At 60.9% G+C, this 19,405-nt stretch carries 17 protein-coding genes and 1 pseudogene; 5 read left to right on the top strand and 13 right to left on the bottom strand.

Annotated features, from left to right (window positions below; genetic code table 11):
* Positions 1-19: 19 nt before the first annotated feature.
* Entirely contained in the window at positions 20-556 is a 537-nt protein-coding gene (locus KZ772_RS17555) for a hypothetical protein (RefSeq protein WP_290537717.1), read from the bottom strand.
* Between the two features lie 172 nt (positions 557-728).
* Entirely contained in the window at positions 729-1,316 is a 588-nt protein-coding gene (locus KZ772_RS17550) for a Fe-Mn family superoxide dismutase (protein ID WP_290537716.1), read from the bottom strand.
* Positions 1,317-1,605: 289 nt separating this feature from the next.
* On the opposite strand from KZ772_RS17550, the gene KZ772_RS17545 reads away from it, so the two are divergent.
* The 3 genes from KZ772_RS17545 (at position 1,606) to KZ772_RS17535 (ending at position 6,408) form a co-directional block, all read left to right on the top strand.
* Positions 1,606-2,787, top strand: coding sequence for an acetyl-CoA C-acyltransferase (locus KZ772_RS17545; protein WP_290537715.1), 1,182 nt, complete (start codon positions 1,606-1,608; stop codon positions 2,785-2,787).
* Between the two features lie 293 nt (positions 2,788-3,080).
* The gene (locus KZ772_RS17540; protein ID WP_290537714.1) at positions 3,081-4,895 is read left to right on the top strand and encodes a beta-ketoacyl synthase; all 1,815 of its coding nucleotides are present in this window, start codon (positions 3,081-3,083) and stop codon (positions 4,893-4,895) included.
* Between the two features lie 85 nt (positions 4,896-4,980).
* Positions 4,981-6,408: a phospholipase D family protein gene (locus KZ772_RS17535; RefSeq protein ID WP_290537713.1), complete on the top strand. Its 1,428-nt coding sequence runs from the start codon at positions 4,981-4,983 to the stop codon at positions 6,406-6,408.
* Between the two features lie 183 nt (positions 6,409-6,591).
* On the opposite strand, the gene KZ772_RS17530 is transcribed toward KZ772_RS17535, so the two are convergent.
* The 4 genes from KZ772_RS17530 to KZ772_RS17515 form a co-directional block, all read right to left on the bottom strand.
* Positions 6,592-6,894 carry a hypothetical protein gene (locus KZ772_RS17530; protein ID WP_290537712.1) on the bottom strand — a complete coding sequence of 101 codons (303 nt, stop codon included), beginning with the start codon at positions 6,892-6,894 and terminating at the stop codon, positions 6,592-6,594.
* A gap of 2 nt (positions 6,895-6,896) precedes the next feature.
* Complete coding sequence (locus tag KZ772_RS17525) at positions 6,897-7,295, bottom strand: MmcQ/YjbR family DNA-binding protein (protein ID WP_290537711.1); 399 nt, start codon at positions 7,293-7,295, stop codon at positions 6,897-6,899.
* A 371-nt stretch (positions 7,296-7,666) separates the two neighbouring features.
* A complete protein-coding gene (prfC, locus tag KZ772_RS17520) occupies positions 7,667-9,250 on the bottom strand; it encodes a peptide chain release factor 3 (protein WP_290537710.1) in 1,584 nt (527 codons plus the stop codon).
* Positions 9,251-9,331: 81 nt separating this feature from the next.
* Entirely contained in the window at positions 9,332-9,667 is a 336-nt protein-coding gene (locus KZ772_RS17515; protein WP_290537709.1) for a DUF2834 domain-containing protein, read from the bottom strand.
* Between the two features lie 145 nt (positions 9,668-9,812).
* On the opposite strand from KZ772_RS17515, the gene KZ772_RS17510 reads away from it, so the two are divergent.
* Positions 9,813-10,232 (top strand): hypothetical protein, encoded by a 420-nt coding sequence (locus tag KZ772_RS17510; RefSeq protein ID WP_290537708.1) that lies wholly within the window; start codon positions 9,813-9,815, stop codon positions 10,230-10,232.
* A 250-nt stretch (positions 10,233-10,482) separates the two neighbouring features.
* On the opposite strand, the gene rimI is transcribed toward KZ772_RS17510, so the two are convergent.
* The 7 genes from rimI to groES all read right to left on the bottom strand — a co-directional run bounded on the left by rimI (position 10,483) and on the right by groES (position 18,087).
* The gene (gene rimI, locus KZ772_RS17505) at positions 10,483-10,941 is read right to left on the bottom strand and encodes a ribosomal protein S18-alanine N-acetyltransferase (RefSeq protein WP_290537707.1); all 459 of its coding nucleotides are present in this window, start codon (positions 10,939-10,941) and stop codon (positions 10,483-10,485) included.
* Between the two features lie 10 nt (positions 10,942-10,951).
* Positions 10,952-11,701, bottom strand: coding sequence for a hypothetical protein (locus KZ772_RS17500; RefSeq protein WP_290537706.1), 750 nt, complete (start codon positions 11,699-11,701; stop codon positions 10,952-10,954).
* 112 nt (positions 11,702-11,813) lie between these two features.
* The gene (locus KZ772_RS17495) at positions 11,814-13,361 is read right to left on the bottom strand and encodes a 2-isopropylmalate synthase (protein ID WP_290537705.1); all 1,548 of its coding nucleotides are present in this window, start codon (positions 13,359-13,361) and stop codon (positions 11,814-11,816) included.
* Between the two features lie 135 nt (positions 13,362-13,496).
* Positions 13,497-15,242: a DUF3592 domain-containing protein gene (locus KZ772_RS17490; protein ID WP_290537704.1), complete on the bottom strand. Its 1,746-nt coding sequence runs from the start codon at positions 15,240-15,242 to the stop codon at positions 13,497-13,499.
* A complete protein-coding gene (gene rrtA / locus KZ772_RS17485; protein WP_290537703.1) occupies positions 15,193-15,804 on the bottom strand; it encodes a rhombosortase in 612 nt (203 codons plus the stop codon). The genes KZ772_RS17490 and rrtA overlap by 50 nt, the downstream gene beginning before the upstream one ends.
* A 262-nt stretch (positions 15,805-16,066) precedes the next feature.
* Positions 16,067-17,710 carry a chaperonin GroEL gene (gene groL, locus KZ772_RS17480; protein WP_290537702.1) on the bottom strand — a complete coding sequence of 548 codons (1,644 nt, stop codon included), beginning with the start codon at positions 17,708-17,710 and terminating at the stop codon, positions 16,067-16,069.
* An 86-nt stretch (positions 17,711-17,796) separates the two neighbouring features.
* Positions 17,797-18,087, bottom strand: coding sequence for a co-chaperone GroES (gene groES / locus KZ772_RS17475; protein ID WP_290537701.1), 291 nt, complete (start codon positions 18,085-18,087; stop codon positions 17,797-17,799).
* A gap of 367 nt (positions 18,088-18,454) precedes the next feature.
* Here groES and KZ772_RS17470 point away from each other — a divergent pair.
* A pseudogene (locus tag KZ772_RS17470) lies at positions 18,455-19,215 on the top strand (SDR family oxidoreductase).
* Positions 19,216-19,405: the final 190 nt, after the last annotated feature.

The following is a 19,405-nucleotide window of genomic DNA, read 5'->3' as shown; positions in this document are numbered from 1 at the left end:
ATTGCCTGTATATAAAAACTTATTCTCCGCTCTTCTCGAACAACGGCTGTTCGGTGGCGTAGTACACCATGTCGCCCAGCTCGTGCTTTCCTGCGTCGTTCTTGATCAACGGCAGGAAGATCACCCAGGGGCGCACGTCACGGTGATCCACCTGGGCCCAAACCCCGGTGATTTTTTCGCCGTTATCACCGGTGATGTCATGCAGACGGAACAGGCCCATCAGCTCGATATCCGGCTGCTCCTTGCCGATCTTGCGCAGCTGCATGAACAGGCCCTGAGCCCACTCTTCGGCGCTGGGAGCATCCTCTTTATCACCGGAATAGCCTACTGCCTGTACCGTCTCACCGGACTGGATCAAGCCGAAAGGATAGAGCCCACCGGAGCGCTGGATGGCCTGCAATGCCTGGCGCAACCCAGCCTCTGCCAGCTGGTCCATGGCTTGCTGATCAGGGCTTTTCTTTGCCTGCTCCTCGGTGGAGGCAGACGCCAGCTCTTCGGCCATGGCACCCGTTGCCCACAACCCCATGACAAGAAAAAAGATTCCCAAAAAACGCATATCGCACCTGTTATTTTGATTAACCTGCCGGTTGGACCACACAAAGCCCGACAATATCCCGGGCCGAGGACGCTACCAAACTTCCCTCATCGCCGCCAGATAGACACGAAAAAGGCCGCAAAAGCGGCCTTTTTCGTTACCTGAACGGTATCCCGAGAGGGGATAACCCGTCTTAGCCGGCAAAGTTGCTGGCGGCAAAGTCCCAGTTGATCAGGTTCCAGATGGATTCCAGATACTTGGGACGGGCATTGCGGTAATCCACGTAGTAGGCGTGCTCCCATACGTCCACGGTGAACAGCGGGGTCTGGCCCTTGTCGTGAGCGATCGGGGTATCCGCATCGTCAGTGTTGACGATTTCCAGGCTGCCATCGCTGTTCTTCACCAGCCAGGTCCAGCCGGAACCGAAGTTACCGGTCGCTTTGGCGTTGAACTGGGATTTGAACTCGTCGAAGGAACCGAAGGCAGTGTCGATGGCCGCAGCCAGGTCGCCGGTGGGAGCGCCACCGCCGTTGGGGCTCAGGCTGTTCCAGTAGAAGGTGTGGTTCCAGACCTGGGCGGCCTGGTTGAACAGACCGCCTTCAGCGCTCTTGATGATCTCTTCCAGGGATTTGCCTTCGTTGTCGGTGCCGGCAACCATCTCGTTCAGCTTGGTCACATAGGCATTGTGGTGCTTGCCGTGATGGTACTCGAGCGTCTCTGCAGAGATATGCGGTTCCAGTGCATTTTTCTCGAACGGAAGCGGCGGTAATTCAAAAGCCATAGTCATTTCCCCTGACATCATGTTGTTCTGTTGCGGCTTGGCAACAGAAAGAAATTCCCCGCTGACGGCATGCCTGCCGCCAACGGCTGAATGATAATAACAAGCTACCGGCGGCAATCTCCACCACGGACCGGGGGTTTACCATGATTGCCTTTGGCTGCAATAGACGAATCCTATCGCCAATGCCTGATCCGTGACCGGCAGGTCCCTGTGAGATGGGGTGTCTCCCCCTTGTTTCAAGTACAATGCGCCCCAAATTTTGATAACTGCATGCTGGCAGGAGAAAACGATGTCTGATGATGCTGTAGTAATTGTAAATGGTGCCCGTACTGCCATGGGTGGCTTCCAGGGTTCCCTGTCTGCGGTCTCCGCTCCCGAACTGGGCGCCGCCTCTATCCGTGAAGCCGTGTCCCGTGCCGGCCTGAAGCCGGAAGACGTACAGGAAGTCATCATGGGCTGTGTACTGCCCGCTGGCCTCAAGCAGGGCCCAGCCCGCCAGGCCATGCGTCTGGCTGGCCTGCCGGACAACACCGGTGCCACCACCATCAACAAGCTGTGTGGTTCCGGCATGAAAGCCACCATGTTCGCCTACGATTCCATCAAGGCCGGCACCAACGACATCGTCGTTTCCGGTGGCATGGAATCCATGACCAATGCTCCCTATGTGCTGGACAAGGCCCGCAGCGGCATGCGCATGGGTCATGGTCAGGTCTATGACCACATGTTCCTGGACGGGCTGGAAGATGCCGAAACCGGCCGCCTGATGGGCTCCTTCGCCCAAGAAGTGGCGGACAAGCGTTCCATTAGCCGGGAAGACATGGACAACTACGCCATCGAATCCCTGAAACGCGCCCAGGCCGCCATCGACAACGGCTGGTTCAAAGATGAGATCGTGCCGGTGACCGTGAAGACTCGTAAAGGTGAAACCGTGGTGGACACCGACGAGCAGCCCGGCAACGCCAACATCGACAAGATCCCGACCCTGCGTCCGGCCTTCGCCAAAGACGGCACCGTGACCGCCGCCAACGCCAGCTCCATCTCCGATGGCGGCTCTGCACTGGTACTGGCCCGCGAGTCCGTGGCCAATGAGCGTGGCCTGAAACCGCTGGCCCGCATCCTGGCCCACGCCACCAACAGCAAACACCCTAGCGAGTTCACCATTGCCCCCATCGGTGCCACCGAAGCGGTAATGAAGAAAGCTGGTTGGACCGTGGACGACGTGGATCTGTTCGAGATCAACGAAGCCTTCGCCATGGTAGCAATGATGCCGATGATCGACCTGGGCATTCCCCACGACAAGGTGAACATCCACGGTGGCGCCTGTGCCCTGGGCCACCCGGTGGGCTCCACCGGCTCACGCATCATTCTCACCCTGATCCACGCGCTCAAGCGCACCGGCGGCAAGCGCGGTGTGGCCAGCCTGTGCATCGGCGGTGGTGAAGCCACTGCGGTGGCCGTCGAGCTGGTGTAACAAGCCTGACGCTTGATGCCAGACAAAAACGGGGCCTTCGGGCCCCGTTTTTTGTTGGAGCCTTGCTCGCAAGGCGAAATGGGGTCATACCCTTGCGCGTTTCGACAATTCGCCTTGCGAGCAAAGCTTCAACGGTTCGTCCTTACCCAACCCCGAAACATCCGCTTTCATTTTCAAACTCTGTTGCACTTTCCTGACCGGATTCGCCCTCCGTCGTATACGCAAAACCGGGTTTCACCTGTACTCTGACCGGCTAGTCATCGTTTTGGGTTGGGCACAGGCCCGGGAGCACCATGTCAGCATTACCCGTTATTACCGCCATGGGCGGCATCAATGCGGCCGGCCGTAGCGCCCTGCATTTCGGCTTTCAGCGACTGATTTTCGAGGCCCTGCCGGATACCGGCCGCCAGGACACCCTGAGTTCGCTGGGCCAGTTGACCGGTCGCAGCCCGGACAGCCAGCTGGCCGCTACCCTGATCCGTGCCCTGCCCGACTCTCACCGCCTCCACGCCGCCATCAGCGGCACCAGTGACATTCCCGTTACCCTGGAAATGCGCAACATGGACCTGCCTGACTCGCTACCCGCGGGCTGGCAGGTCTCCCCTATCGACAAGCGCCGCAGCTGGGTGACCCTGCCTGCGGGGCTGGACCTGCGTGTCCCCCATGATGCGCCGCGTCGGGTCAGTGCCGCCGGGCAACTGCCGGACGGCTTCGACCCCGGCGCCCTGTATGCCTCGCGCAATCACCCCCGCGCCCTGCAGATGGCCATCTTCGGCATCAGCGATGCGCTGGGGGATCTGGGCATGGACTGGGCCACCGTGGCCTCCAAGGTGCGCCCGGATCAGGTGGCCGTGTACGCCAGCAACGCCATGTCGCAGCTGGACGACAACGGCCTGGGCGGCGTCATGCGTTTCCCGCCCAACGGCCAGCGCATTACCTCCAAGCAGGTGCCACTGGGCCTGGGCGAGATGACCGCGGATTTCCTCAACGCCTATGTGCTGCACTCCGTGGGCACCACCGGCGGCATGCTGGGCGCCTGCGCCACCTTCCTCTACAACCTGGAAAAAGGGGTGCAGGCCATCCGCAGCGGCAAGGTGCGGGTAGCCATCGTCGGCACCAGCGAAGCGCCGCTGGTGGCGGAGATCATGGAAGGTTACCGGGCCATGGGCGCGCTGGCGGAAGACCAGGATCTGGCAGCGCTGGATGGCGCGGCTCAGGCCGATGTCCGCCGCGCCTGCCGGCCGTTTTCCGACAACTGCGGCTTTACCATGGCCGAGTCCGCCCAGTTCACCGTGCTGATGGATGACGCCCTGGCCCTAGAGCTGGGGGCCGATATTCTCGGCGCGGTGCCGGATGTGTTCATTCATGCGGACGGCGCCAAGAAATCCATTTCCGCCCCCGGCGTGGGCAACTACCTGACCGTGGGCAAGGCCGCCGCCCTGACCCGCCAGCTGATCGGCGAACAGGGCCTGCGCGAGCACAGCTTTGTCCACGCCCACGGCACCGGCACCCCTCAGAACCGGGTCACCGAATCAGTGATTCTGGACCGGGTGGCCGAGGCCTTCGGCGTGCGCCACTGGCCGGTCATCGCCATCAAGGCGTTTGTGGGACACTCGCTGGGCAGTGCCGGTGGCGATCAGCTGGCTGCGGCCCTGGGCAGTTTTGCCCAGGGCGTACTGCCTGGCATCCGCACCATCGATCACATCGCCGACGATGTGCACCGCCAGCACCTGGACTTTGCCATGGACCATGTGCCGCGCGACGACCTGCAGGCCAGCCTGATCAATTCGAAAGGCTTTGGCGGCAACAACGCCACCGCCGTGGCTCTGTCCGCCACGGTCACCGAAGCCATGCTGCGCCAGCGCCACGGGGACAAGGCGATAAAAGGCTGGCAAAGCGCTCGGGACAGCGTGCTGCAGGCCAAGGCCGGTTTCCGCGACCACTGCCTGAACGAAGCCCCCAAGCCGGTGTACCGATTTAACGACGGGGTGATGGGGGATGCGGCGGTAACGTTGAATCAGGAGTCGGTGCAACTCAATGGTGGGACCATTATGTCGTTTGATGCGGATGGCAGCCTGAAAGAGTATCAGATAGGCAGTCAGGATTAGTGCCCCAAAGCCACCGATGAAAAGCCACTTGGGGCCTTTTTCAACACCCTGTTAAGGTAATGGCACTCCGACCGATGGACTGCCCATGATCCGACTGAAACTTGCCCTGCTCATGCTGCTGGCGCTGATCGCCTGCAGCGCCCTCTGGCACCGTTACAAACCCCTGCCGGACGGGCTGGCCCATGAGTCGCCGTTGCTGCCCGCCATGGGCCTGAACTTGCTGGTAGATGACACCTGGGAAACCGCCGATGGCGGCCGAGGCATGCGCCAGCGCATTTTCGACGAGGCCCTGCGGTTGATCGGCCAGGCCCGACAACTGGTGGTAGTGGACATGTTCTTGTTCAATGCCTTTCAGGGCGCCGACGATGCCAGTTACCGCCCTCTGTCCGAGCAGCTGACCCGGGCGCTGGTGGCCAAGAAACAGCAGCAACCGGCTCTGCCGGTCATCCTGATCACCGATCCGATCAACACCCTCTACGGCGGCCTGCACAGCGAGCACCTGGAGCGCCTGGAAGGCGCCGGCGTGGTAGTGATCACCACGCCGCTGGCACGCCTGCGCGACTCCAACCCGAGCTGGTCGGGGATCTGGCGGGTCTGCTGTCAGTGGTTGGGCAACAGCAATGAGGGCGGCTGGCTACCCAACCCCATGGGACCGGGCCAAGTCACCCTGCGCAGCTACCTGACCCTGCTCAACTTCAAGGCCAACCACCGCAAGACCCTGGTGGTGGATGAAGGGGACCGGTGGACCGCTCTGGTCACCACTGCCAACCCCCATGATGCCAGCAGCGCCCACAGCAATCTGGGCATCACCTTCCAGGGTCCGGCTGTTGCGCAGCTGCTGGAGAGTGAGCTGGCCGTGGCCAGAATGGCGGGCGTCAGCCTGCCCAATCTGCCTGCAGCACCCGGCCCCGCAACGTCCGACGATGCTGCCGCTCAGCTTCAGGTACTCACCGAAGGCGCCATCCGTGATGCTCTGCTTGCCGCCGTTGAGCGCAGCCGCGGCGGAGAGGCACTGGATATCTCGGTGTTCTACCTGTCCCACCGCCCCCTGGTGAAGGCGCTGTTGGCGGCCCATGAGCGAGGTGTGGCGATACGCGTTCTGCTGGACCCCAACAAGGATGCCTTCGGCCGCCAGAAAAACGGCATCCCCAACCGTCAGGTGGGTGCGGAGCTTCGTGCCGCAGGTATCGAGGTGCGCTGGTGCAATACCCAGGGCGAGCAGTGCCATACCAAGATGTTGTTACGCAGAGGAGCTGAACGCTCGGAGGTCATTATCGGCTCCGCCAACTTCACCCGCCGCAATTTGGACAACCTGAACCTGGAAAGCAGCGTGCGAGTGCTGGCAAAAACGGATCACTCCCTGATGGTCGATGCCCGATCCGCCTTTGCCAGACGCTGGGAAAATCGTGACGGGGAGAAACACAGTACCGATTACGGGGTGTACGCGGATGAAGCGACCTGGAAGTACTGGGTGTATCGGGTGATGGAATTTACCGGGTGGAGTAGTTTTTAAGGCAAAGGCAATTTTCACCACAAAGCAGACGCGCCTACTTCGCAAACCGTAGGAGCGTCGCTGGCGGCGCGAACCGGAACGCAGTGGAGGTAACGCCCGCGAGGGCGGTCCGTAGGGTGCATGAAGTGCATAACCAACGCCAGGAATCGCGCCGCCAGCGACGCTCCTACAGAAAGGGAGGGGTTATTCCGTCGCCGGAGACTCTTTCACCGGCCGGTTGCGATACCAATCCAGACCGCTGACTGCACCATTGATCAGCCAGGCGGCTGCCACCAGACCACCCGCCATAGGCCAGCCCCAGGTCTCCGGCAACAGGTCGGTACCGGGGACAAATACCAGGAACAGCAGGGTTTCCAGCAGCGCCAACAACAGGGGCGCGGCCAGACGGGCCGGGTAATGCAGTTCGACGCCCAACCAACGCAGGGCGGCAGCGCCCATGCCAAGGCCAAGCCAGATAACGATCAGACCACCAATAATCACTGCCACTCTTAATGCTCCTGTTGCTGTCGTCCGTAGAGTGCCTCACGACCATGCCTTACCGCCATGGCCTCGCGCACTTTTTTCGGCAGGCCGCCCACCACCAGGGCATAGGAATGGTCGATCATGCGCTGGATTTCCCCCTCCGGGATGGAGCCATCCAGCTTGATGGTATTCCAGTGTTTCTTGTTCATGTGGTAGCCGGGGATCACGGCCTCGAAAATATCCCGCAGCGCCAGGGCCTGGTCCGGGTCGCATTTGAGATTCATGCGTCCTTCGCCCTGCTCTTCCCCCAGCGTCGCAAACATCTTGTCCCGCACCTTCATCACCGCCACATCCGGGCCGAAGGGGAAATCCTTGCGCGCTTCCGGCTTGCTCAACAGATACGCTTGCGCAGCTTTGACATCCATGATCGAGACATTCCTTATTGACCCGCTATTGCGACATTGGCCGGCTGGGTCGACGGCCCCAATAACTCGCCATGATACCGCCCCCTGCTCACCGCCGCAGCACAGGGGGAAGCCTGCACATAGCGCCTATGGCGGGCAGGCAGATTCGCGCCCAATAAAAACCCCGGCGGATAGCCAGGGTCTTGTGTCCCGACAGTACCCTTGTGAGGCGGGGCCGAAACAAGTCAGGAAGTTTACCCGCTTGTGAAAAGGATCGCGACCGCTGAGTCGGCGCATTTACCTCTCATGCACGAAACCCATCACTGACGGGAATACGACACAACAACGCGAGGCTCGTCTTACTCGCATTGTTGTGTACGCCTGCTGCGTTGCTATGAAATTTCGCGGGTTTCGCGGAACAGGATTTCCGGGTGGCGCTCCTGTGCCAGTTGCAGGTTGACCCGGGTCGGGGCCAGATAGGTCAGGTGCCCGGCGCCATCGCGGGACAGGTTGTCGTGGGCCTTGCGCTCAAAGGCCGCCAGCTCTTTTTCGCTGTCGGCTTCGATCCAGCGGGCGGTGGCCACACTCACAGGTTCATAGCGGCAGTCCACGCCGTACTCGCCTTTCAGGCGCGCCGCGACCACGTCGAACTGCAGGGTACCCACAGCGCCGAGAATCACGTCGTTGTTGCGCAGCGGGAAGAACACCTGGGTGGCACCCTCTTCCGCCAGCTGGGTCAGCCCCTTGTGCAACTGCTTGCTCTTCAGCGGATCGTTGAGCACCACGCGCTGGAACAGTTCCGGAGCGAAGTGGGGAATGCCGGTGAACGCCAGCTCTTCGCCTTCAGTGAAGGTGTCACCAATCTGGATGGTGCCGTGGTTGTGCAGGCCGATGATGTCGCCGGAAAAGGCCTCGTCTACGTTATCGCGCTCACCGGCCAGGAAGGTCAGTGCATCGGGGATGCGCACGTCCTTGCCGGTACGCACCTGCTTGAGCTTGATGCCCTTGTGGTATTTGCCGGAACAAATACGCATGAAGGCAATGCGGTCACGGTGACGCGGGTCCATATTCGCCTGGATCTTGAACACGAAGCCGGTCATCTTGGGCTCGTCGGCGGCCACCGTGCGTGCGGTGGCGTCCCGGGGCTGAGGCGGCGGCGCCCAGTTCACCAGGCCATCAAGCATATGGTCGACGCCGAAGTTGCCCAGAGCAGTACCGAAAAACACCGGGGTCAGCTTGCCGGCCAGGAAACGCTCCAGATCGAACTCGTGGCTGGCGCCCTGCACCAGTTCCAGGGTCTCTCGCAGCTCTTCCGCGTAGTCTGCGCCGACGGCCTGGTCCAGCTCAGGATTGTCGAGCCCTTTCACTTCGCGCACGTCCTGCACGGTGTGGCCCTGGCCAGTCTTGTAGAGAACGGTGGTGTCGGTGAGCAGGTTGTAGACGCCCTTGAAACTCTTGCCCATACCAATGGGCCAGGTCACCGGGGCACACTCGATCTTGAGCACGTCCTCGATTTCGTCCAGCACTTCAATGCCGTCGCGCACGTCCCGGTCCAGCTTGTTGATGAAGGTGAGGATCGGGGTATCCCGCAGGCGGCACACCTCCATCAGCTTGACGGTCCGCTCCTCCACGCCCTTGGCGGCGTCGATTACCATCAATGCCGAATCCACGGCGGTGAGGGTGCGGTAGGTATCCTCGGAGAAGTCGGCGTGGCCAGGGGTGTCCAGCAAGTTGACGGTAGCGCCCTTGTAGGGGAACTGCATCACCGAGGTGGTCACGGAAATGCCCCGCTCCTTCTCCATCTCCATCCAGTCGGAGGTGGCGTGTTTGCCGGACTTCTTGCCTTTCACGGTACCCGCGCTCTGGATCAGGTTGCCGTACAACAGCAGTTTTTCGGTAATGGTGGTTTTACCGGCGTCCGGGTGCGAGATGATCGCGAAGGTGCGGCGCTTGGCCACCTGGTCTTGCAGGCTCATGGGTTCCGACTCTGACTGGAGATTTGCGAGGCGCGAGTATAGCAGCCTTGCGGGGCCGTATCAGCGGGTAGCCCTAACCTGTCAGACGATACCGGAGCCCTTGAGTTGACGCTGGCGCATCAGCAAATAGAGGGCAAAGCCCACCGCCACCCCGGGCACCACCCCCAGCAGCAGCGCCAGCCAGCCGCCGCGGATCTGGTAGCGCTGGCGCTCGAACACCACCCAGATGGCGAGCACCACCCAGCACAGGATCACATCGGTGGCGTAGCCCGCGGCAAAGGGATTCACAAAACCGCCGGCAGCAGCCGCAATGATATCCGGGTTGGCGAGCAGCGGCGGGATAATCAGTACCGCAAACACCACACAAAAGCTCAGGGCTACCAGCAATAACAGTCGACGAAACAGCTTCTCTGACACAGGCTCGATCCTCGCAATAGGTCATCCGTGATAGCCGTATCCTTGAGGATTTATCCCGGGGTGTCCACCTTTCCAGCACGGCACTTCAGGGCGAACCGAAAGCAGTGCTAGAGTGTCGGTTCCAGAACCATAAGGATACCCGACCATGTCTGTTTATCTTCGCGCTTTTGCTGCCCTCCTCCTCGCCACCCTGCTGGCGGCCTGCAGCCGTACTCCGGATGCCGGCGATGCCCGTAAAGCGCTGGAAGCAGAACTGGACAACGCTCATCTGTCCGGGCTGCTGGCGGTGACCGATGTGGAAAAACGCAACGGTTACGATGACGGCGACGGTCGCTACACCCTGGAAGTGGATTATCAGCTGAAAGCCAGGGAAGATCTGAGCGGCTATACCGACAAGATCAAGGGGAATGAAGATCTGTCCGGCATGGATCGCTTCGCCATGATCATGACCCTCAGCGCCCTGCGCATGGAGCATGGCAATTTCAAGAAGGGGGATACCTTCCAGCGGCAGCGGGTAATTACCTTCCGGGATTCGGAAAACGGCTGGATGCCGATTCAGGAGTAAAAGGAAGCTGCAAGCCTCAAGCTACAATGCGGGCTGGGCCGTGCTAATCGAATAACGCCCTGCCCGCGTTTTTTGTAGGAGCCTGCTTGCAGGCGATTGGGGTTGGGGTGGCACTGGATTGGTAGGGCTTGGTTAGACCTGTCGAGCTCTGAGTCGATTTCCGCGCAAGCGCGGTTCGCCATGCAAGCATAGCTCCTACAGCGGCTTTGTAGACAGCCCCCCAATCCCACAAGTGTAGCTTGTAGCATAATTATTTATGCCCGCCGGAAAGCAGGCACTGCATCAACACCGCATTCTCGTGCCCGTCCCCCTTGCGGTAATAATTCTTGCGCATGCCACAGACCTCAAAGCCCAGCTGGCGGTACAGTGCCTGGGCGCTTTGATTGCTTTCCCGCACTTCCAGATAGACCACGGTCATGGCGTCGGCCCGGGCAGCGCTCAGAGCCTGTTGCAGTAATCGCCGGGCGATGCCGCGACGCTGCCAGGCCGGCGCCACGGCAATGTTGAGAACATGGGTTTCGTCGAGGATTCGCGACAGGATCAGAAAGGCCACCGGGACATCGTCCACGGTGGCCACCTGGCACAGATAGTTGGCGTTGCCCAGGCAATCGCGAAAGTGCGTGCTGCTCCAGGGGGTGAGCTGGGCGGCTGTTTCGATGGCCAGCACCGCTTCTACATCTTCCAGCTCCATGGCGCGGATGGTTGCCATGCGGGTCGGCTCACTCGCCATGGAAGCCATTTGCCTGCATGGCCTGCCAGCTGGCTTTCTTGTGCTGCGCCGGCTCCGCCAGCATTTCTGCCAGGCTGCTGACCACCAACGCGTGGCGGCCGCCCAATTCGAAGGGCTGGTAGCGGGGCTGATCAAACAGCGCCTCACTGAGCGCCTCCGGCAAGCAGAGCAGGACGCGCTCTCCACCCGCCTGTTCACAGAGGCCGGCAATAAAGGCCGAGAGGGCCTGAGAGGCTTCTGCTGCCGGCATGGGCTGGTCGGTCAGCGGACAGAAGAACCGTCGCGGACGCTGGGGGCGTGCCTGAAACAGGGCCAGCAGGTTGGCCATCAGTGGCGCTTCAAACCGACCCAGTCCCGGTGCCTGGCTGTCTTCCTGGGCACATAGCAACCAGGTATCACCACCCAGATGGGCTTCCAGGGTAAAGGTCAGACCCTTGCCTTTGCCCGCTGCCGGTGCGGTTGGCGCGGGTTGCGGAGTATCGGTGGCGGCTTTCGGCAGAGACGGACTCTGCGGGGCCTCCTGAACCGGCGCCTCACTGACAACCGGGGCAGCTGTTTGCGGCGGGGCCGGGGCGGGTGCGTCCTGGACAGGCGCGGGTGATGTCGGCGCTGCCGGCTGCTCTTCCTCGTCCTCCCAGTCCAGCAACGGCGAGGACGCGGCACCGGGCAATGGCGCCCTGGCCACCCAGGGCGTCAGCCCCAGGGCTTTCAGATAGTGTTGTCGCTGGGCTTCATTCATAGGGCGCTCCGCGCCGGTCGAACGTCTGAAGTCTGAAGTCGGACTCTCAAAAACAGACCGACCGCCAGGATTTTGGCGTCAGACATCCGACGACCGACCTCCGACCAGAAACTCATACATCTGCCGCCTGCGGGTGAGCCCGTTCCAGGCCCGCCGCAAAATGGTTTAGTGCATTCAGGTAGGCCTTGGCGGAGGCGGTGATGATATCCACATCGGCACCATGACCGTTGACGATACGGCCGCCTTTTTCCAACCGCACGGTGACCTCTCCCTGGCTGTCGGTGCCGGCGGTGATGGCATTCACCGAGTACAGCTGCAGGATGCTGTGGCTGTCCGCCAGCATCTCGATGGCCTTGAAGGCCGCATCCACCGGACCGGCACCGGTGGACGTCGCTTCCCGCTCTTCACCATCAATGGTCAGCACGATGCGCGCTTCCGGAGTTTCACCTGTGCGCGCAGTGGCTTCCAGCAGCACCAGTTTGAAACGTTCTTCCTCGGCGGCTTTCTTGGTGTCGCTGACCAGGGCCTGCAGGTCCTCGTCGAACACTTCGTGCTTCTTGTCAGCCAGATCCTTGAAGCGCTGGAAGGCTTCGTTCATGGCCGCTTCCGAGGCAAAGGTGATGCCCAGCTCGTCCAGACGGGCACGGAAGGCGGCACGGCCGGAGTGCTTGCCCAGCACCATGCGGTTGGTGTGCCAGCCCACGTCCTCGGCGGACATGATCTCGTAGGTTTCCCGGTGCTTGAGCACCCCGTCCTGGTGGATGCCGGACTCGTGGGCGAACGCGTTGGCGCCGACGATGGCCTTGTTGGGCTGCACCGGGAAGCCGGTGATCTGCGACACCATTTTCGAGGTGGGCACGATTTCTTTGGCGTTGATGCCGGTATCCACATTGAACAGGTCCTGGCGGGTGCGGACCGCCATGACGATCTCTTCCAGGGAGGCATTACCGGCCCGTTCACCGAGACCGTTGATGGTGCACTCTACCTGCCGGGCACCGGCCTGCACCGCCGCCAGGGAATTGGCCACGGCCAGCCCCAGGTCGTTATGGCAATGCACGGAGAACACCGCCTTGTCGGCGTTGGGGATTCGGCTGAGCAGCTTGCCGATGGTGTCACCGAACTGCTCGGGAATGGCATAGCCCACCGTGTCGGGGATGTTGATGGTGGTAGCGCCGGCGTCGATCACCGCTTCAATGATGCGGCAGAGGAAATCCAGCTCGGAGCGACCGGCGTCTTCGCAGGAAAACTCCACATCACCCATGTGATTGCGGGCGTGCTTCACCGCCGCCACTGCGTGCTCGACCACCTGATCCGGTTCCAACCTCAGCTTGTGCTGCATATGAATCGGGCTGGTGGCCAGGAAGGTGTGAATCCGGCCGGATTCGGCACCGGCCAGCGCTTCCGCCGCCCGGTCGATATCCGACGCCTTGGCCCGGGCCAGGGAGCAGATGGTGGATTCGCGCACGGTATCGGCAATGGCCTTCACCGACAGGAAATCCCCCTGGCTGGCGATGGCGAAGCCGGCTTCGATCACATCCACCTTCATGCGCTCCAGGGCCTTGGCGATACGCAGCTTTTCGTCCTGGTCCATGGTAGCGCCGGGGCTCTGCTCGCCATCGCGCAGGGTGGTATCGAAAATAATCAGGCGTTCTTTGCTCATCGGGGTCTCTCTCTGGCAGGCGAGCGGTCAAGCTCACCGAGCTGTAGGAGCTCTGCTTGCAGGGCGAACAACGGTGGCCAGTTCCCTGCCACGCGGTTGCCAACCTGAAGGCTCTTCGCCACGCGAGCATGGCTCCTACGGTGATTTGTCGTTGTGGTATCGCTGAATTCTACACCAGTCGCAGGGTGCGCAGCACGCACCGGCCTCTCGCCCGGCAATCCCCTCCGCCAGCCGGATCTTTTTGCCATCCACCTCGGCGATCAGCGTCATGTACTCGGTCCGGCGGCCATTGGTGGTGCTGCTCATGCCGGTCTTGAGCACCACCTGCTCCGCCCGCAGCAGTTGCCCCTTGCGGGTAAAAAGGGGCATGCCCAGCCAGCGACGCAGGCTTCGCACTTCACCACCGCGAATCCATACATCCAGACCACGCCCCAGAGTAAACACGGTACTGCCGACAATGGCATAGCCGATAAGCCCGAAAATGCTACCCATAAAATACAGCATGAGCCCTTCGCTGGCAGCGGCGATAAACAACCCGGTGCCCACGGCCGCGAAGATACCACCAAACACCAGTAGCGCCAGCTTCATGCCCAGGTGGCGGCCCGGGCGGCTTTCCAGATGCAGCCCCTGGCCGGTCTGCTCCACCCGGATCTGCTCATTGGCGGATTCCAGCGCCTCCACCTGTCGCTCGCGCTGGTCAGCCATGACGTGGGACTCCGGCAGACGGAAACGGCTTTCCCCCTGCCCGGCCACCACCGGGATATCCCAGCTGCGTTTCAGCTTGCGGCCTTCCACCATGCCCTCCAGCTCTACCCGCCAGCAGATATAGTTGCGGCCACTGCCAGAGGACGGCGGCTGCTCCGCCGGCACATCGAAACAGAACAGGATATCGCTGCCCTGCTGGGCCGGCTGGCACAGGGCGCGCTGGTCGGTCTGCCAGAGGATGTCTTCCACGGTCTTGCGGTCCTTGCCGCTGCCGCTTTCCCGGCCACGGATGCAGCTCAGCCACACCGCCATCTCCGTCTCCCGGGGCAGCGGTTTGCCCAAGTGGATGGAGCCGCCCACCTGGCCACCGGCATGGCCAGGTTCCGGGTCCAGCTGCAAAGGTGTGGGGCCGAAGAACTGGTAATTACTGCGCATTTTCCAGCCTGCGTAGGCAATGCCGGCACCGACTGCGGGAAACAAAAGCACCATCAGAATCGCGTAGTCACCGCGGCTGACCTTGTCCCAGACCGCCAGATAGGCCGGCGACGGCAGCAGAATGAAAATGGCGCCAAAGCCCACCAGGAACCAGTGCCCGGATTTTTCCTTGCTGTAATACTGGCCCCCTTCCGCCAGATCCGCCTTGCCCTTGCTGCCCCGGTTGAACAGAAACATCAGGCCACCGCCCACCAGTGCAAACACACCGCCAAAGGCCAGACCAAACACCAGCGAGCCCCAGCGCAGGGTACGATCCAGATAGGCTTCGGAAGGATTGGCCGGGTTGACCCAGGCCATGACGGTGCGCCCCCGGGAGCGGGCGGATTCCAGCCGGCTGGCCAGGCGCTGCCAGTAATCATCAAAGTTATCGCTGCCGCCGTACTGACTCACGGTATGACTGGAATAGCGGCGCCCCTGATACTCATAGCGGTAGTTGGCGCTGACGCTGTAGGTGGTGGAACCGTCGGAATAACTGCGATTGAGGGTACTGCTAAGCACTGTGGCCGGCACCCTGTCCCAGCTACCGGACTGCCAGTATTGAAAGACCGGCTTGAGGCCCACAAAGAACATCACCGCCAGCCCCGCCACCAGAAAGATGCCGGGAAAGAGTATTGTCATGCAGCCCGAGGCGTTATTGTCTTTCTGCGTTTCCTGTTCTGCATTTTCTGCCGTATTCGACACCGGTTATTCCCCCAAACAACACGACTCCGGCCAGCGCACCGTACAGGTGGGCATTCACATAGACCCGCCCGTCAATCCAGCCACGGAGATAGTCCACGTCATAGCCCGCCTGCTGCTCACTGACAATCCGCCCGGCGATCACCAGCAACACCAGTGAATGCAGCCAGGGATTCCCCCGCCAGCCCTGCAGCAGGCAATAGACCAGCAAGCCATGCAGGATACCGGACAGGCCCACATAGTGCTGCAAACCGGTATCCAGAAAATACAACGCCAGCCCGGTTACCAGCCCGCAAAACAACAACCAACTCCAGAAACGCACCCGATCCAGCAGATCCGTGAAGAAATAACCGCACAGCACCAAGCCGGCCAGATTGAGCAGCATGTGCCAGTGATTGAGATGCACCAAATGGCAGGTAAACAACCGCCAGAGCTGCCCCTGCTCGATAGCCGCCCGGTCAAACCCCAACCAGGGATTCACCCAGGAATGCCCCAGCCCCAACACGACCATGGTGGCCACCACCAGGGCGAAGTGCGGGCGCAGTTTTTTGTCTCTGGGTTGCATGGAGATACCGGCTGAAATTGAAGGGGTATTAAGCCACAAGCTGCAAGCTGCAAGCTACAAGGCGCGGGATGGATTGTACCGATACTGGCAGACAGTGCCTGCGACCCCAAGTCAGCGGCGCGGCGCACGCGTTAGCGGTTTGGCTGCAACATCGAATCGCGTTGCAGCTTGTAGCTTGTAGCTTGAAACTTGTAGCTGCCTTTAAAAAAGAAAACCCCGCACAAGGCGGGGTTTTCTGTGGAGCGTGTTACGAGAGGATGATTTACATCATGCCGCCCATACCGCCCATTCCACCCATGCCGCCCATATCCGGGGCGCCACCGCCGTTTTCTTCCGGCTTGTCTGCCACCATGGCTTCGGTGGTGATCATCAGGCCAGCGATGGAAGCCGCTGCCTGCAGCGCGGAACGGGTTACCTTGGCAGGATCCAGGATACCCATTTCCAGCATGTCACCGTATTCACCGGTGGCCGCGTTGTAGCCGTAGTTACCTTTGCCGTTACGCACTTCCTGTACGATCACGGAGGCTTCAGCACCAGCGTTGTAGGCGATCTGACGCAGGGGCATTTCCAGCGCGCGGAAGGTCAGGGCAATACCGGCGTTCTGCTCGTCGTTGTCACCCTTGATGGTGCCAACGTTGGCCAGCGCGCGTACCAGCGCCACACCACCGCCAGGAACCACACCCTCTTCTACCGCAGCACGGGTCGCATGCAGGGCATCGTCCACACGGGCTTTCTTCTCTTTCATTTCAATCTCGGTGGCAGCACCGATCTTGATCACCGCAACACCGCCGGCCAGCTTGGCCACGCGCTCTTGCAGTTTTTCCTTGTCGTAGTCAGAGGAAGAATTCTCGATTTCCTTGCGGATCTGTTCCACACGGGCATCGATATCAGCCTGCTGGCCAGCGCCATCAACAATGGTGGTATTTTCCTTGTCGATGTTCACTTTCTTGGCAGTACCCAGATCTTCCAGGGACGCATTTTCCAGGCTCAGGCCCACTTCTTCGCTGATTACGGTACCACCGGTGAGGATGGCGATGTCCTGCAGCATGGCCTTGCGACGGTCACCGAAGCCCGGCGCTTTTACGGCGGCGCACTTGATGATGCCGCGCATGTTGTTCACTACCAGGGTAGCCAGCGCTTCGCCTTCGATATCTTCGGCGATGATCAGCAGCGGCTTGCCTGCTTTGGCGACATTCTCCAGGGCCGGCAGCAGTTCGCGGATGTTGGAGATCTTCTTGTCCACCAGCAGGATGTAGGGGTCTTCCAGCTCGACCTGCATCTTCTCCTGGTTGTTGATGAAGTAGGGGCTCAGGTAACCGCGGTCAAACTGCATGCCCTCAACCACGTCCAGCTCGTTCTGCAGGGACTGGCCTTCTTCAACGGTGATAACACCTTCCTGGCCCACTTTTTCCATGGCCTGGGCAATGATTTCGCCCACAGATTTGTCGGCGTTGGCGGAGATGGTACCCACCTGCTCGATGCTCTTGGTGTTGTCACACGGAGTGGACAGCTTCTTCAGCTCTTCCACCACGGCGGCTACGGCCTGGTCGATACCGCGTTTCAGGTCCATGGGGTTCATGCCGGCGGTGACAGACTTGAGGCCTTCGTTAACAAACGCCTGGGCCAGCACGGTGGCGGTGGTGGTGCCGTCGCCAGCTTCGTCGTTGGCCTTGGACGCCACTTCTTTCACCATCTGGGCACCCATGTTCTCGAACTTGTCTTCCAGTTCGATTTCACGGGCTACGGACACGCCATCCTTGGTGATGGCCGGTGCACCGAAGGATTTTTCCAGCACCACGTTACGGCCTTTCGGGCCCAGTGTTACCTTGACGGCGTCGGCCAGGATGTTGACGCCTTTGGCCATACGTTGACGGGCTTCGTCACGGAACAGAATTTCTTTCGCCATGGTTCTTTTACCTCTGCAAATCTTTACCCCGGAATGGGGTGAATACCCTTGCGGGCGTTCGTGTTCTTGCTCTGGGCCTGCGGCACTTAGCCTTCGACGACGGCCAGAATTTCGGATTCGCTCATGATCAGCAGTTCTTCGCCGTCCACCTTCACGGTGTTACCGGCGTACTGACCGAAGATCACCTTGTCACCGGCTTTCACGTCCAGGGGACGTACATCACCGCTGTCGGTGATCTTGCCGTTACCCACTGCGATCACTTCGCCGCGGGACGGCTTCTCGGTAGCGGAACCGGGCAGCACGATACCGCCAGCGGTCTTGGTTTCTTCCTCTTCACGGCGAACCAGCACGCGATCATGCAAAGGACGGATGCTCATTTTTCCTTAAACTCCCAGTTAGTTCAGTTGACACCCGAGCCACTTACCCGGCGGGAAGGGCTCGACAGTCGCAATTAGCACTCTAACGAGTCGAGTGCTAATCATAGTAATGATGCCAGTGCAGTCAATAGGGAAAGTGACCTTTGAAAGCGCCGGTCCCACGACCGCCTGCAGGACACAGGAGTGGGGCCTCAGCGCCTGGTTTCAAGGGGGAGACGAAAAATCCTTTGTCGGCCGGGGCCGACTGAAGCTGGCCGAGGGTTCCGTTTGCCGTTTTTGTGAGTCACTGAGCAATCCGGTCATTGGCCAGGCAGGGTCAGCCCACCATAATCCGGGCCATCGTGAACCGACATCGCAAGGAATCACCATGGATCTGAACCAGAAAGTGGTTGTTGTTACCGGCGCCGGCCGAGGCCTGGGCCGGGGTATTGCCACCTACTTTGCCGGCAAGGGCGCCCGCCTGGCCTGCGTGGACCTTAGCCAGGAAGACCTGGACGCCACCGTGGCCGCCTGTGAGGCTGCCGGCGGTGAAGCCCGTGCCTACCTGGCCAATGTGGCCAAAGAGAGGAAGTGGAAAAGCTGTTCAGTGACGTGGTGGCGGACTTTGGCACCCTGCACGGCGTGGTCAATAATGCCGGCATCACCCGCGACGGCCTGTTGGTAAAGGCCAAGGACGGGGAAGTGGTCAGCAAGATGAGCCTGCAGCAATGGCAGGCGGTGATCGACGTGAACCTGACCGGCGTGTTCCTGTGTGGCCGTGAAGCGGCGGCGAAAATGCTGGAACTGGGTGTCGAGGAAGGGGTGATCGTCAACATTTCTTCCCTGGCGCGCCAGGGCAGCTTCGGCCAGAGCAACTACGCCGCCGCCAAGACCGGGGTGGTCGCCCTGGCCGAGGTGTGGGCGAAGGAACTGGCCCGTTACAACATCCGCACCGGCGCAGTGGCCCCCGGTACCATCAACACCGACATGCTGGCGGCCATGAAACCGGAAGCCCGCGAGCGTCTGATCAAGGCCGTTCCCCTGCAGCGTCTGGGTGAAGCGGAACACATCGCCCGCTCCGTGGCCTTTATCTTCGAGACCGATTACTTCACCGGCCGCTGTATCGATATGGATGGCGGGTTGCGGTGATAGCTTCAAGCTGCAAGCTGCAAGCTGCAAGCTTAGGACGGATGCTCATTTTTCCTTAAACTCCCAGTTAGTTCAGTTGACACCCGAGCCACTTACCCGGCGGGAAGGGCTCGACAGTCGCAATTAGCACTCTAACGAGTCGAGTGCTAATCATAGTAATGATGCCAGTGCAGTCAATAGGGAAAGTGAC

This window comes from Alcanivorax sp. (assembly GCF_019431375.1).
In the GTDB taxonomy this organism is placed as follows: Bacteria; Pseudomonadota; Gammaproteobacteria; order Pseudomonadales; family Alcanivoracaceae; genus Alcanivorax; species Alcanivorax jadensis_A.
This window is presented reverse-complemented; position numbering and strand designations above follow the sequence as displayed.

What these genes read in the sequence shown, in the direction of transcription:
- groL (WP_290537702.1), bottom strand. Translation starts at nt 17,710, where the DNA reads ATGGCGAAAGAAATTCTGTTCCGTGACGAAGCCCGTCAACGTATGGCC.
- KZ772_RS17495 (WP_290537705.1), bottom strand. Translation starts at nt 13,361, where the DNA reads ATGAGCAAAGAACGCCTGATTATTTTCGATACCACCCTGCGCGATGGC.
- KZ772_RS17510 (WP_290537708.1), top strand. Translation starts at nt 9,813, where the DNA reads ATGTCTGTTTATCTTCGCGCTTTTGCTGCCCTCCTCCTCGCCACCCTG.
- KZ772_RS17500 (WP_290537706.1), bottom strand. Translation starts at nt 11,701, where the DNA reads ATGAATGAAGCCCAGCGACAACACTATCTGAAAGCCCTGGGGCTGACG.
- KZ772_RS17525 (WP_290537711.1), bottom strand. Translation starts at nt 7,295, where the DNA reads ATGGATGTCAAAGCTGCGCAAGCGTATCTGTTGAGCAAGCCGGAAGCG.
- prfC (WP_290537710.1), bottom strand. Translation starts at nt 9,250, where the DNA reads ATGAGCCTGCAAGACCAGGTGGCCAAGCGCCGCACCTTCGCGATCATC.
- groES (WP_290537701.1), bottom strand. Translation starts at nt 18,087, where the DNA reads ATGAGCATCCGTCCTTTGCATGATCGCGTGCTGGTTCGCCGTGAAGAG.
- rrtA (WP_290537703.1), bottom strand. Translation starts at nt 15,804, where the DNA reads ATGCAACCCAGAGACAAAAAACTGCGCCCGCACTTCGCCCTGGTGGTG.
- KZ772_RS17535 (WP_290537713.1), top strand. Translation starts at nt 4,981, where the DNA reads ATGATCCGACTGAAACTTGCCCTGCTCATGCTGCTGGCGCTGATCGCC.
- rimI (WP_290537707.1), bottom strand. Translation starts at nt 10,941, where the DNA reads ATGGCAACCATCCGCGCCATGGAGCTGGAAGATGTAGAAGCGGTGCTG.
- KZ772_RS17555 (WP_290537717.1), bottom strand. Translation starts at nt 556, where the DNA reads ATGCGTTTTTTGGGAATCTTTTTTCTTGTCATGGGGTTGTGGGCAACG.
- KZ772_RS17545 (WP_290537715.1), top strand. Translation starts at nt 1,606, where the DNA reads ATGTCTGATGATGCTGTAGTAATTGTAAATGGTGCCCGTACTGCCATG.
- KZ772_RS17550 (WP_290537716.1), bottom strand. Translation starts at nt 1,316, where the DNA reads ATGGCTTTTGAATTACCGCCGCTTCCGTTCGAGAAAAATGCACTGGAA.
- KZ772_RS17540 (WP_290537714.1), top strand. Translation starts at nt 3,081, where the DNA reads ATGTCAGCATTACCCGTTATTACCGCCATGGGCGGCATCAATGCGGCC.